The organism is Micromonospora sp. WMMD1120 (assembly GCF_029626235.1).
Lineage (GTDB): Bacteria > Actinomycetota > Actinomycetes > Mycobacteriales > Micromonosporaceae > Micromonospora.
Window position 1 is genome coordinate 5,311,859 of the sequence record NZ_JARUBO010000005.1, and the last position, 12,151, is coordinate 5,324,009.

14 protein-coding genes are annotated in these 12,151 nt (G+C 73.2%); 8 read left to right on the plus strand and 6 right to left on the minus strand.

The features are described 5' to 3' along the window. Nucleotides 1-3: 3 nt before the first annotated feature. Nucleotides 4-984, minus strand: a complete 981-nt coding sequence (locus O7634_RS24415) for a LysR family transcriptional regulator (protein WP_278152460.1) — start codon at nt 982-984, stop codon at nt 4-6. 87 nt (nt 985-1,071) lie between these two features. After that, nucleotides 1,072-1,680 (minus strand): hemerythrin domain-containing protein, encoded by a 609-nt coding sequence (locus O7634_RS24420; protein ID WP_278152461.1) that lies wholly within the window; start codon nt 1,678-1,680, stop codon nt 1,072-1,074. Nucleotides 1,681-1,841: 161 nt separating this feature from the next. Between O7634_RS24420 and O7634_RS24425 the strand changes: the two genes are divergently transcribed. Further along, nucleotides 1,842-3,170: a M20/M25/M40 family metallo-hydrolase gene (locus O7634_RS24425; protein ID WP_278152462.1), complete on the plus strand. Its 1,329-nt coding sequence runs from the start codon at nt 1,842-1,844 to the stop codon at nt 3,168-3,170. A 58-nt stretch (nt 3,171-3,228) separates the two neighbouring features. Next, the gene (locus O7634_RS24430; RefSeq protein WP_278152463.1) at nt 3,229-3,888 is read left to right on the plus strand and encodes a hypothetical protein; all 660 of its coding nucleotides are present in this window, start codon (nt 3,229-3,231) and stop codon (nt 3,886-3,888) included. Nucleotides 3,889-4,040: 152 nt separating this feature from the next. On the opposite strand, the gene O7634_RS24435 is transcribed toward O7634_RS24430, so the two are convergent. From O7634_RS24435 to O7634_RS24445, 3 genes are all read right to left on the minus strand, one after another. Then, nucleotides 4,041-4,232: a DUF5703 family protein gene (locus O7634_RS24435; RefSeq protein WP_013734349.1), complete on the minus strand. Its 192-nt coding sequence runs from the start codon at nt 4,230-4,232 to the stop codon at nt 4,041-4,043. A 91-nt stretch (nt 4,233-4,323) separates the two neighbouring features. Beyond that, nucleotides 4,324-5,085, minus strand: a complete 762-nt coding sequence (locus O7634_RS24440; RefSeq protein WP_278152464.1) for an SseB family protein — start codon at nt 5,083-5,085, stop codon at nt 4,324-4,326. After that, a complete protein-coding gene (locus O7634_RS24445) occupies nt 5,082-5,501 on the minus strand; it encodes a YbaB/EbfC family nucleoid-associated protein (protein WP_278152465.1) in 420 nt (139 codons plus the stop codon). The genes O7634_RS24440 and O7634_RS24445 overlap by 4 nt, the downstream gene beginning before the upstream one ends. A gap of 92 nt (nt 5,502-5,593) precedes the next feature. Here O7634_RS24445 and O7634_RS24450 point away from each other — a divergent pair, with 92 nt between their 5' ends. Genes O7634_RS24450 through O7634_RS24460 form a run of 3 tightly spaced genes read left to right on the plus strand, consistent with a single transcriptional unit; the run spans nt 5,594 to nt 7,904 of the window. Then, on the plus strand, nt 5,594-5,926 hold the full coding sequence (locus tag O7634_RS24450) for a hypothetical protein (RefSeq protein ID WP_278152466.1): 333 nt from the start codon (nt 5,594-5,596) through the stop codon (nt 5,924-5,926). Continuing rightward, nucleotides 5,923-6,984, plus strand: a complete 1,062-nt coding sequence (locus O7634_RS24455) for a WXG100 family type VII secretion target (RefSeq protein ID WP_278152467.1) — start codon at nt 5,923-5,925, stop codon at nt 6,982-6,984. The genes O7634_RS24450 and O7634_RS24455 overlap by 4 nt, the downstream gene beginning before the upstream one ends. A gap of 14 nt (nt 6,985-6,998) precedes the next feature. Further along, entirely contained in the window at nt 6,999-7,904 is a 906-nt protein-coding gene (locus tag O7634_RS24460; RefSeq protein ID WP_278152468.1) for a hypothetical protein, read from the plus strand. Nucleotides 7,905-7,961: 57 nt separating this feature from the next. Here the strand turns inward: O7634_RS24460 and O7634_RS24465 are convergent, their stop codons facing one another. Beyond that, a complete protein-coding gene (locus O7634_RS24465; RefSeq protein ID WP_278152469.1) occupies nt 7,962-8,933 on the minus strand; it encodes an aldo/keto reductase in 972 nt (323 codons plus the stop codon). 186 nt (nt 8,934-9,119) lie between these two features. On the opposite strand from O7634_RS24465, the gene O7634_RS24470 reads away from it, so the two are divergent. The 3 genes from O7634_RS24470 (at nt 9,120) to O7634_RS24480 (ending at nt 12,095) form a co-directional block, all read left to right on the plus strand. Continuing rightward, nucleotides 9,120-10,172 (plus strand): LLM class F420-dependent oxidoreductase, encoded by a 1,053-nt coding sequence (locus tag O7634_RS24470; RefSeq protein ID WP_278152470.1) that lies wholly within the window; start codon nt 9,120-9,122, stop codon nt 10,170-10,172. After that, a complete protein-coding gene (locus O7634_RS24475) occupies nt 10,169-11,005 on the plus strand; it encodes an undecaprenyl-diphosphate phosphatase (RefSeq protein ID WP_278152471.1) in 837 nt (278 codons plus the stop codon). Before O7634_RS24470 ends, O7634_RS24475 begins: the two co-directional genes overlap by 4 nt. 376 nt (nt 11,006-11,381) lie before the next feature. After that, the gene (locus tag O7634_RS24480) at nt 11,382-12,095 is read left to right on the plus strand and encodes an MSMEG_4193 family putative phosphomutase (protein ID WP_278152472.1); all 714 of its coding nucleotides are present in this window, start codon (nt 11,382-11,384) and stop codon (nt 12,093-12,095) included. Nucleotides 12,096-12,151 lie beyond the last annotated feature (56 nt).

Consider the following 12,151-nt stretch of genomic DNA (forward strand, 5'->3'; position numbering starts at 1 on the left):
CGCTCAACCCGGCCGAACCCCACTCGGCTGGCGGACCCCGAACCCCGGGTTGCGGGGCAACCAGGCCAGGTAGGCCGGGTGCGGGGCCAACGAGTCCACGTACGCGGCCTTCGCCATCTCCAGCACCAGCTCCGCGCCCTCGGCGGCGGGGGAGTCCGGATGCCAGCCGAGCAATAGCCGCCAGCGCAACGGGGTGCCGGCGAGTCGACGGGTGACCAACCCGGCCACCGGGCGGAACGTCGCCTGGCACAGCGCCACCGCCACCCCGGCGTCCACCAGGTCGACACAGCCGCGGATGTCGGTCTCGTACACCTTCTTCGGGGTGAAGCCGGCGCGGGCGCACGCCGCGGCGAAGCAGTCGGCGAAGCAGCCGTCGCCCGGCGCGGCGACCCACTGCTCGTGGCGCAGGTCGCCCAGCCGCACCTCGTCGTGCGCGGCGAGGGGGTGCGTCTCCGGCAGCAGCACCAGCACCGGGTCGATGGCGACCTCCTGCCAGCTCAACCCGAACCCGCCCGAGGGGGTGGCGTCGCCGCACACGCCGGTGAGCGCGAAGTCCAGCCGCCCTCCGGCCACCAACTGCGCCAACTCGTCCACCGACCAGGACGCGTACGTAGTGATCTGGGCGGGTGGCTGCGCGGCCGCCAGCCGGTGCACCAGCCGGCCCAGGATCGGGCTGTTCACCCCGCCGAAGCGGTAGCTGGGTGGCGCGCCGCCCGCCCCGGCCAGTCGGGCGGCCTCGTCCTGCAACCCCTTCATCGCCGGCAGCAGCACCCGGGCACGGGCCAGCACCAGCTCACCGAGCGCGGTGGGCCGGGCCCCGCGACGGTCCCGTTCGAACAGCGGACCGCCCAGCGTCCGTTCGATGCGTTGGAGCTGGGCGGTGAGCGCCGGCTGGGCCAACCCGAGCGCCGACGCCGCCTTCGTCACGCTCCCCGTCTCCGCGATCGCGCACACCACCCGCAGATGACGCAGCTCCAGGTTCATACCGTGACGGTAGGACTACAGCATCAGTCGGCGGAATAGCCCGAGCGGATCGGTGATAATGAATGCACTGTCGCCGGCCGCCGATCCTCACCCGCGCGGCGGCTCCGGCAGGTCCTCCAGGTACGTCGGCCGCCGGGTCACCGCGTCGAGCACCTTGTCCACCACCCCGACCGCCGGCTCGACGATCCGGTTCCACGGCGGGGTGGCCGGGGTGCCCGGATGCGGGCGGGTGGGCGCCGCCTCCTCGGCGATCTCCAGCCGGTTGCCGAGCCGGACCAGCTCCTCCTCGCTCGCCACCGCGCGCAGCTCGGTGACCAACCCACCCACCCCGTCGACGTGCCGGCGGACCCGCTCGGCGATGTCGGTCAGCGCCTCGTCGGTCAACCCCTTCAGCGCGGCGAGCAGGGCGGCGTCGGCGGCGATCTCGGCATCCACCCGGTCGCCGGCGGCCGGCAACGCGGCGCGGACCGCCGGCAGCAGGTACTGCTCCTCGGCGGACAGGTGCCGCGACAGCGCGGCGGTGAGCACCGCCAACCCCTCCTGCGGCGTGCTGTCCGGACCGCTGAGCTGGGTCAGCAACGCCAGCAGTTGCCGGTGCTCCCGGTCGATGATGTCGGCGATGCTGCGACCGGCCGGCCGGTAGCCCTCCTCGGGTGTGGGCGCGGGCGGCAGCGGCGGCAGGGGAACGGCGGACATGGTGCCCTCCTCGACTGGCGGGCGGAAGCTCCGGCAGGGGACGTACGGTCGTCGGCGGCGATACCCGGACGCGGTCGACGCGAAACCGGCCCGTCGATGCGTGCGCCCGTCCCCGCCGGTGCGCCGACCTGTCGACCGGCTCGGGCTGGTATGAAGAGGCGATGACGAGCGATGCCGCCTCCGCCCGACCCGACCCGACCGCAGAGGTCGTGGACCTCTGCCGAGACCTGCTGCGCATCGACACCACCAACACCGGGGACAACGACACCAGCGCCGGCGAGCGCCGCGCGGCCGAGTACGTGGCGGAGAAGCTCGCCGAGGTGGGCGTGGAGTCCGTGCTGCACGAGTCCGCGCGGGGCCGGGCCAACGTGGTGGCCCGCATCCCGGGCGTCGATCCGGGCCGGGGCGCGCTGCTGGTGCACGGGCACCTGGACGTGGTGCCCGCCGACGCCGACGAGTGGTCGGTGCACCCGTTCTCCGGAGAGTTGCGCGACGGCTACCTGTGGGGTCGCGGCGCCATCGACATGAAGGACTTCGACGCGATGGTGCTCGCCGTGGTGCGGCACTGGCAGCGCACCGGCGTGCGCCCGCCGCGCGACATCGTGCTCGCCTACACCGCCGACGAGGAGGCCGGCGGCGAGTACGGGGCGCACTTCCTGGTGGACCACCACAGCGACCTGCTGGACGGCTGCACCGAGGCCATCGGCGAGGTCGGCGGCTTCTCCTACACGGTCAACGAGAGCCAGCGGCTCTACCTGATCGAGACGGCCGAGAAGGGCATCGACTGGTTGCGACTGCACGCCAAGGGCCGCCCCGGGCACGGCTCGATGGTGCACGACGACAACGCGGTCACCGCCCTCGCCGAGGCGGTCGCCCGGATCGGCCGGCACCGCTTCCCGGTGGTGGTCACCGACACCGTGCGGGCCTTCCTCACCGAGGTGTCCGACCTGCTCGGCATCGAGTTGGACCCGGACGACCCGGAGACGGCGATCGCCAAGCTCGGCCCCATCGCCAACATCATCGGCGCGACCATCCGCAACACCGCCAACCCGACCCGGTTGACCGCCGGCTACAAGGACAACGTCATCCCCGGGCGGGCCACCGCCACCATCGACTGCCGCAGCCTGCCGGGCCAGTCGGAGCTGCTGGAGCGCCAGCTGCGCGAGCTGGTCGGCCCGGACATCGCGATCGAGTACATCCAACGGCAACCGGCGCTGGAGACCACCTTCGACGGGGCGCTGGTCGAGGCCATGTCGGCGGCCCTGCGGGCGGAGGACCCGGGGGCCCGGCCGGTACCGTACATGCTCTCCGGCGGCACCGACGCCAAGGCGTTCTCGCAGCTCGGCATCCGCTGCTTCGGTTTCGCACCGCTCCAGCTCCCCGCCGACCTCAACTTCTCCGCGTTGTTCCATGGCATTGACGAGCGCGTTCCGGTGGACGGACTACAGTTCGGCGTGCGGGTTCTCGACCGGTTCCTCCGCACCTGCTAACCACGCCCGGCCGTCGCCGCCGACGCGTGACCTCCCGACGTGAAGGGACTGCCCCACCATGACCGACCAGCACGGTGAGCTGGACGCCGCTCTCGAGCGGGTGATCGAAGCGGCCCGTCACCACCTGGCCGCCGTACGGGCCGCGCAGGGCCGCGTCGACGACGACGACGTCTGGCAGGCGTACGTGGCGTTGAACAACGCCTCCTTCGCGTACGACGAGCGGCTGCTCGACGCCTTCGGCGAGGTGACGCCGTGGGATGTCGACTCGATCGACCCGGACGAGGCCGACGAGCGATTCGGCGGGGGCGAGGGGGCAGAGGCCAGCGACCCGCACCCCCGGGTGATCTCGGTGCGCCAGCGCCGCGACTACCGGGTGCCGAGCATCGCCGCGCTGCTGCGGGTGGCCGAGGCGGCCCGACGCGAGGGCACCCCGGAGGACGACGAGCCGGCGCCGGTCGAGGGTGTCGGCGAGGCGGTGCTGGAGCTGCTGCAGAGCGGTGACGGCTCGCTCGGCGCGCTGGACGTGCCCGAGTTGGAGCCGCTCGACGGGGTGGTCATGGTCAGCGAGGTGGGCACCCCGGTGGACCTCGAGTCGTTCGACGACGACGACGCGGTCGGCCCGTTCCAACCGGCGGTCGACGACCGGCTCGTCGGGCGGCTCGACGAGCACCCGTTCCTGGAGCTCGACGACGAGGACCACGCCACCCACCAGCACTAGGCCGCCCGCACCCGCCCCGCCCTTTCCCCGCGATCGTGCAGTTGCGGTCGCGACAAAAGGGGGCGTTACCGACATTCGGGCAACCGAACGCGCAAGATCGGAGCGCGGTGCGTCCGGGACCCGCGCGGCCCCGGGCGCACCGCGACCGGTCCTCAGTACGACAGGCCCGGCTGCGGCTGGTTCACCCGCCGCCGCCGGAGCACCACCTGCCGGGTGCCGTCCCGGTACAGCCGTACCCGGGCCAACTCCCAACCGGAGAACTCCGCCTGGATCGCCAACTGCGCCGCGGCGGTCAACCGGTCGACGTTCGGCGGCAGCCGCAGCGGCGCGTACTCGTAGTCCATGCACCCATGCTGCCCAGCCCAGCGGCCGTCCGCCACCCCCTCCCGAGTGACCAACAACGCGCTCGGCCGCCCGGCACGGCCAGAGGCACCGTCAGCCGGGTCGGACGTTGGCCGTCAACAGGGCGGCGAGGGCCGGCGCGGCCAGGGCGACCGCCCGGGCGCTGCCCGGGTCGACGGCCAACCCCCACGACGCGTCCGGCCAGTCCTCGAACAGCTCCGCGCAGGGCAGCGCCACGAACGGCACCCCGTCCCCGGAGAACGTGCCGAGCGCCTGCGGCGAGGTGAAGACCGGCAGCAGACGCCCGCCGGCAGGGTCGCCAACCACCGACCACGGAAAGTCGGCCCCCGGTGTCGGCTCCCCGGTCAGCGGGACGCACACCGTGGCGCCGGCCAACACCCCGAGGTAACCGGGCAGGTCGCGACGCTCGGCGGCCGCGGCGAGCGACGCCGCCACCGTCGGCTCGGCGGCCGGCTCGGCGTGCGACGTCGCCACCGTCGCCCGCGCGGGCCCGGCCGCCGGTGACACCACCCGGCAGGACAGCGCGCCGGGCTCGTCGGTCAACACCACGGCGGCGGTACGGGCCACCAGCGCACCCAGCCGCTCCACCTGCTCCGGGGTGCGCGGCACCTCGTACCACCAGATGTGGCCGTCGGTGGGGCGCCGCCAGCCGAGCGCGGCCAGGCGTGCCTCGTCGTGGCCGGGGCAGAGCGCCCACACCACCTCGCGGCGCACCAGCAGGCGGATCCCGCGCGGACCGGCGGAAAGCTCCAGGTCGGTGTCCCGGTCGCAGCGGGCGACAGTGTCGCGCAGCCGGGCGGCGATCTCCGGCCAGGTCGGCGACGGTGACGTCACGCCGGTGCGCCCGGCAGGCGGTCGTCCAGCCGTCCGAGCCGGGCAACGGTCTCCTCCAGCCGGCCCAGCGCCGAGAAATCTCCCGGTGTGCCGAACAGGTCGCCGAGCCCTGCTCCGAGCGCGACGTCCAATCCCTCGGTGTGTTCGTCGACGTGCGCGCCGGCGACGTCACGAGCCCGCCGGTACGCGTCGAGCACCAGCTCGGCCACACCTTCCGTGCCGACACGCAGGGCGGCGGGCGCGAGGCTGAGGCCGGTCAGCGCGCCGGTGGCGTCGACGGTCGCCGAGACCAGTCCGCTCTCGTCGGTGGCGGTGCCGGACAGCTCGGCCAGCTCGTCGCGGAGGCCCGCGAACCGGCGCTCGATGTGGGCGATCCGCCCGGCGAGCGCGTCGAACGCCGACGTCGGGTCCGTCATGAGATTCCTCCCCGTGGATCGTGCGACCGGGTGGTGCCCGGCGGCCGGGAGATCGTATCGTCGGTGCGCTCGACTCACGGGGGAGGAACGGCATGGCACCGGATATCGATGTGGACGTGCTGGCGGTCCGTCGACTGGAGACAGCCGCCAGGGACGTCGCCAGCTCGCTCGCCGCGCTGGAGGGGCAGATCGTCTCGGCCGGCGACGTGCCGTCGGACGCGTTCGGTCATCTGCCGTTCGCCAGCGACATGCTCCGCGACAAGTACGCCGAGCAGGTCACCGGCGGCAGGGAGCTGTTCGCCGCCGCGAACGCCGCGTTCGGCCGGGTCGCGAAGGCGCTGGCCGACACGGTCGAGGCGTACGAGCACAACGAACGGAACCTCGACGCCGGCTTCAAGGCCATCCAGGCGGGACTGCCCGGATGAGCGGCCCGGCCGGCAGCGCCGTTCAACTGTGGAACGGCCTCGACAACGCCCTCTCCGGTGTGCAGGACGCCGTCGACAGTGTCTGCCGGACCCTGGCGTGGCCGCTGATCCAGCTCGTCGACCTGGTCGACGGCGAGCCCGCCGTGTTGCGCGCGAAGGCCGCCGAGTGGGACGCGCTGGCCACCCAGGTGCGTGACCTGGCGCAGGGCCACCGCGGGACCCGGGAGTCCGCGCAGGTCGGGTGGCGCTCACCCGCCGGCGCGGCGTACGGCCAGCGGTTGGCCGACGTGGAGCAACAGCTCCTCGACGTCGCCGAGCAGTTCGCCGCGACCGCGGAGTACCTGCGCAGCGTCGCCGACGGCCTGCAGACCGTGCACGACGTGCTGGTGGACCTCTGCGTGGAGTTCGTGAACTTCCTCCTCGTGACGCTGGTGACGGCGTTGCTGATGGCCCCGGTCACCATGGGCGCGTCCTGGGCTGCCGGGGTGGGCCTGGCCGTCACCAGGGGCCTGATCGTGGTCACCCGGATGCTGAAGGTCATCCGGCCGCTCGCTGTGCACCTGCAGAAGGTCATCCGCCTGCTCCAGCGGGTCCTGCTCTACCTGCGCAAGCTGCGCACCCACCTGGACAAGCTCGTCGACATGCAGAAGGCGCTGCGCACCGGCAAGAAGTACGCCGACAAGCGCCGCGCCGCCGGCAAGCTCGACAAGTGGCACCACAAGTTCCTCGACCCCACCAAGGGCACCTACAAACTGGGCAAGTCCGGTTCCCCGTTCGACATGGGCGCCCTCGACCGGGCCGCCGCGTTGCGCGCGCACGGAATGGCCGACGGCGCCCGGGTGATCGCCCGGGACTGGGCGACCAACCTGCCGTGGAACGTGCCGAACTCCGTCGTCCACGGTGTCACCTGGGGAACTGTCGCGTTGACCAGCGGGCTCTCCGTACCCGGCAGCGAGCAGGTCGGCGACCAGATCGACCAGGCGGTGCAGGGAGGCGCGGACTGGATCGACCCGAATGTCTTCGGGCAGCCGCCGGCAGGTCAGCCGGCGGGCCGCTAGGGAGGCGACGGGTGATGTCAGGGGAGCGCGGGCGGCTTAGTCGGTTCACCGACGCGGTGCTCGGCGGCGCGCGGGCCGCCCGGGACAAGGCCCGCGAGCTGCGCGACGAGTTCCGCACCAGCGACGAGCCGGAGCGCACCCTGGTGGCGCCGCTGCTGACCGACCAGGAGCTGCGGTACGTGGGGCTGGGGCCGGTGCGCATGTCGCAGACCCACCAGGCCGGTCGGCAGCTCGCCGACGACGTCGGCGCGGAGTTGGCCGAGGCGCTCGACCCGAAGGTGCTGTTCGGGCTGCTCAACATCGTCAACCCGGTGGTCTGGGTGGACGCGGTGCTCACGCCGGTGCGGCTGGCCGCCGGCGTGCTGCTGCTGCCCGGCAACGCCGGTGCCCTCGCCGCCGGCGTGTCGGAGTCCGCCGGGCCGGAACCGGCGCCGCCCCACCAACCCGCCCAGCGGGAGCCGATCCCGCTCACCGAGGAGCAGGAGGCGTTCCGGGCGCTGTTCCGGCTCAGCCAGCACCGGCCGCTGGCCGAGCAGCTCGCCGAGATCGCCTACCGCCGCCGGTACGTCTTCAGCGGCGATCTCGCCACCCTCGCCGGCAGCCTGCTGCTCTTCCTGGAGCGCTACACCGGCACCCCGCTGGCGGTCACCGACACCCACCTGCACCTGCTGCGGATGGGACCCCGGCCCGACCCGGACCGACCCGACCGGCGGCAACCGCGGGTGCTGTGGAGCGTGCCACGCGCCCGGGTGGCCCGGGTCGACTCCGAACGGGGCGCGACCGGGCTCGTGCAGCTCACCTCCACCGTCGCCTTCGACGACGGGTCGTGGATCAGGCTGACCCAGCCCGCGCTGCGCGACGACCAGTCCCGCTTCCTGACCGCGATCCACGACCTCCCCGGGCGGCGTCCGACGCCGTGACGCCGGCGCGCCGGTAGCGCTGACCCGGCCGGCTGGTCAGCCCCTGACCCGGCCGGCTCAGCTGTCGCGCTCGGGGTAGCCGACCGGCACCGCGGAGACGTCGTCCAGCGCGGTGGTGATCTCCTCGGGCAAAGTGATCCGTTCCACCTGGAGCGCACCGAGCAGTTGCCCCACCGTCCGGGCCCCGAGAATCGGCGCGGTCACGCCGGGCCGGTCCCGGATCCAGGCCAGGGCCACCTCCAGCGGCGACACACCCAGCCCACCGGCCGCTGTCGCGACCGCCTCCACGATGCTCGAGCAGCGCGGCTCCAGGTACGTGGCGACGAATCGCTCGAAGTGCGGCGACGCGGCCCGGGAGTCAGCCGGGCGGCCGTGCCGGTACTTGCCGGTCAGCACGCCCCGACCCAGCGGCGACCAGGGCAGCACACCGAGGCCGAGCGCGTCGCACGCGGGCAACACCTCCCGCTCCACGCCCCGCTCCAGCAGCGAGTACTCCACCTGGGCCGCGACCACCGGGGCGCGCCCCGGCCAGGCGGTCTGCCAGGCGGCGGCCCGTGCGGTCTGCCAGCCGGAGAAGTTCGACACGCCGACGTAGCGGACCTTGCCGCTGGCCACCGCGTGGTCCAGCGCGGCCAGGGTCTCTTCGAGGGGGGTGTCCGGGTCGTAGCCGTGCACCTGGAACAGGTCGACGTGGTCGGTGCCGAGCCGGCGCAACGACGCGTCGAGGGTACGCAGCAGGTGCCCCCGGGAGCCGTCGCGACGCCGGCCGCTGCCGGGGCGCAACCCCGCCTTGGTGGCGATCAGCAGCTCGTCGCGCGGGACCAGGCCGCCCAGCAGGGAGCCGATCACCGACTCCGCGTCCCCGTCGCCGTACACGTCGGCGGTGTCGATCAGGTTGCCGCCCGCGTCCAGGTAACTCTTCAGCTGGGCGGCCGCGTCATCGGCGTCGGTGTCCCGGCCCCAGGTCATGGTGCCGAGCGCGAGCCGCGAAACCGCCAGCCCGCTTCGGCCGAGCGGTCGCTGTTGCATGGGTGAACCTTATTTCGAACCCGCCGCCACGGATATCCTCGCTCCCGTATCTCTACCGGTTCTGCCGGTTCCGCCGCCCCGGGCTGCCCCGACGGACGGGGGAGCGCGGGTGTCGAGCCGGTGATCGAGTCCGTTGTCGGCATTGCGTAACCTGGTGCGACCTGTGCCACGGATGGGGGAGGACCAGTGCGACTCGGGCTCAGTCTCGGATACCAGACAGCGTGGAGCACACCCGCTGACCACCTGGCGCTGGCCCAGGAGGCAGATCGGCTGGGTTACTCGGTGGTGTGGGCGGCGGAGGCGTACGGCTCCGACTCGCCCAGCATGCTCGCCTGGATGGCCGGCCAGACCGAACGGATCGACGTCGGCTCCGCGGTGATGCAGATCCCCGCCCGCACGCCGGCGGCCACCGCGATGACCGCCGCCACCATCGACGCGCTCTCCGGTGGCCGGTTCCGGCTCGGCCTGGGCGTCTCCGGCCCGCAGGTCTCCGAGGGTTGGCACGGTGTGCGCTTCGCCAAGCCGCTCGCCCGGACCCGCGAGTTCGTCGACATCGTCAAGCTGGCCGTCGCCCGCAAGGAGGTGGCGTACGACGGGGCGCACTACACCCTGCCGCTGCCGGACGGCCCCGGCAAGGCGCTCCGGCTGGGCTTCCACCCGCCCCGCGAGCACATACCGATCTACCTGGCCGCGGTGGGCCCGAAGAACCTGGAGCTGGCCGGCGAGATCGCCGACGGCTGGCTGGCCATCTTCTACGCCCCGGAGTTCGCCGAGGAGCAGCTCGCCTCGGTGCGCGCCGGTCGGGCCAAGGCCGGCAAGGACCTGGACGGGTTCGACGTGGTGCCGTCGGTGCCCGTGGTGATCGGTGACGACGTGGCGTCCTGCGCCGAGCTGGTCCGCTGGTACGCCGCGCTCTACGTGGGTGGCATGGGCAGCCGCCAGCAGAACTTCTACAACCAGCTCGCCACCCGGATGGGCTACGGCGACGCCGCCCGCGAGGTGCAGGACCTCTACCTGGCCAAGCGGCAGCGCGACGCCGCCGCCGCCGTACCGTTGGAGTTCATCGACCGCACCTCCCTGCTCGGCCCGAAGGAGCGCGTCGCCGAGCGGATGCGGGAGTACGCCGCCGCCGGCGTGACCACGCTGTCGGTGACCCTGTTCGCCGCCGACCGGGACAGCGGTGTGCAGACCCTGCGCACCGTCGCGGAGGCGCTCGACCTCGCGGGAGTCGGCGAGTGACCTGGGTCGAGGCCATCGTCCTGGGCATCGTCCAGGGACTGACCGAGTTTCTTCCGGTCAGCTCGTCGGGGCATCTGCGGATCACCTCGGCGATCTTCTTCGACCGGGACGCCGGCGCGTCGTTCACCGCTGTCACCCAGCTCGGCACCGAGGCGGCCGTGCTGATCTACTTCGCCAAGGACATCTGGCGGATCACCCGTACCTGGCTGGTCGGCATCCGGGACAGGTCGGTACGGTCCAGCCTCGACTACCGGATGGGCTGGTACGTGATCGTCGGCTCGATCCCGATCGGCCTGTTCGGTTTCCTGTTCAAGGACCAGATCAAGACGGCCGGGCGCAACCTGTGGCTGGTGGCGACCACGCTCATCGTGTTCGCGTTCGTGCTGGCGTTCGCCGAGTACTGGGGCCGGCAGACCCGTACGCTGGAGAACTTCCGGATGAAGGACGGCGTGGTGATGGGTTTCGCCCAGGCCATGGCGCTGGTTCCCGGGGTGTCCCGGTCCGGTGGCACGCTCACCGCCGGTCTGCTGCTCAACCTGACCCGGGAGGCGGCGGCGCGGTACTCGTTCCTGCTGGCCATCCCGGCGGTGGTGATGTCCGGCGTGTTCAGCCTCGGGGACGTGTTCGAGCCGTCCGCCCCGGGCACGTCGGCGCCGTCTGTGGCGCAGATGATCGTGGCGACGGTCATCGCCTTCGGCATCGGGTACGCGGCCATCGCCTGGCTGCTGCGCTATGTCGCGCACCACACCCTGTACGTCTTCGTGCTGTACCGGGTCGCGCTGGGCACCCTGGTGCTGGCCCTGCTGCTGACCGGCACGATCGAGGCGACCTGACGGCAGTCGGTCCACCGTCCGCCGTGCCGCCGCTGGCCGGTTCCCGAAGATCGGGGGCCGGCCAGCGGCGTGATCACCCTTGCAGGGCGCTGCCCCCGCGCCGCGCGTCCGGTGGCCTCCTCTGCCCCTTTGCTCTGCTTACCTGGATGCGCCAGAGCGTGTCCGGTACCCGGATGGGCACTGGTGCGTATGAGTCGGCAGAGCAAAGGACGAACGGAGGCCCGCACCGGCCGGCAGCCAGGCCCAGCGCCGCGCCCAGGCCCAGCGCCGCGCCCAGGCCCAGCGCCGCGCCCAGGCCCAGCGCCGCGCCCAGGCCCAGCGCCGCGCCCAGGCCCAGCGCCGCGCCCAGGCCCAGCGCCGCGGCGGAGGCCCTAGGGTGGTCACCGTGGCGACCCTTCTGCTTCTGCGACACGGCCGGACCACGGCGAACGCCGACGGTGGGCTGGCCGGCCGGCAACCGGTCGAACTGGACGAGACCGGGCGCGCCCAGGCCGCCGCGGTGGGCGAACGGCTCCGGACGGTGCCCCTGGCCGCCGTGGTCACCAGCCCGTTGATCCGCTGCCGGCAGACCCTCGAACTGGCGGTCCCGCAGGCCACCCCGGAGGTCGAGGACGGGCTCATCGAGTGCGACTACGGCAGCTGGGAGGGGCAGCCGCTGAAGAAGCTCGCCAAGGAGCCGCTCTGGCCGGTGGTCCAGCAGCGCCCCAGCGCGGCGGTCTTCCCGGACGGGGAGGCGATGGCGGCGATGGCCGCGCGCGCGGTGGCGGCGGTGCGCTCCTGGGACGCCCGGGTGACCGCCGAGCACGGGCCCGAGGCGCTCTGGCTGGCGTGCAGCCACGGCGATGTGATCAAGGCCATCGTGGCGGACGCTCTCGGCGTACACCTGGATCTTTTTCAGCGGATCGTGGCCGACCCGGCGTCGGTGACGGCGATCCGGTTCACGCCGCTGCGACCGTTCGTGGTCCGGCTCAACGATACCGGCGGCGACCTTTCCGCCCTGGTGCCGCCGCCGCGCAAGCGGCGTCGGCGGGCGTCGCGCCCGGCGGATTCGGACGCCGCTGTCGGCGGCGGGGCCGGCGCGGCCCCGTGACGGCCCCCCGGGTCACCGCGCGGGTCGGTGGGGTGCACGATGCCACGACGGGCCGG

Coding starts and splice junctions, on each gene's coding strand:
- O7634_RS24415 (WP_278152460.1), bottom strand. CDS start 984: ATGAACCTGGAGCTGCGTCATCTGCGGGTGGTGTGCGCGATCGCGGAG.
- O7634_RS24420 (WP_278152461.1), bottom strand. CDS start 1,680: ATGTCCGCCGTTCCCCTGCCGCCGCTGCCGCCCGCGCCCACACCCGAG.
- O7634_RS24425 (WP_278152462.1), top strand. CDS start 1,842: ATGACGAGCGATGCCGCCTCCGCCCGACCCGACCCGACCGCAGAGGTC.
- O7634_RS24430 (WP_278152463.1), top strand. CDS start 3,229: ATGACCGACCAGCACGGTGAGCTGGACGCCGCTCTCGAGCGGGTGATC.
- O7634_RS24435 (WP_013734349.1), bottom strand. CDS start 4,232: ATGGACTACGAGTACGCGCCGCTGCGGCTGCCGCCGAACGTCGACCGG.
- O7634_RS24445 (WP_278152465.1), bottom strand. CDS start 5,501: ATGACGGACCCGACGTCGGCGTTCGACGCGCTCGCCGGGCGGATCGCC.
- O7634_RS24450 (WP_278152466.1), top strand. CDS start 5,594: ATGGCACCGGATATCGATGTGGACGTGCTGGCGGTCCGTCGACTGGAG.
- O7634_RS24455 (WP_278152467.1), top strand. CDS start 5,923: ATGAGCGGCCCGGCCGGCAGCGCCGTTCAACTGTGGAACGGCCTCGAC.
- O7634_RS24460 (WP_278152468.1), top strand. CDS start 6,999: ATGTCAGGGGAGCGCGGGCGGCTTAGTCGGTTCACCGACGCGGTGCTC.
- O7634_RS24465 (WP_278152469.1), bottom strand. CDS start 8,933: ATGCAACAGCGACCGCTCGGCCGAAGCGGGCTGGCGGTTTCGCGGCTC.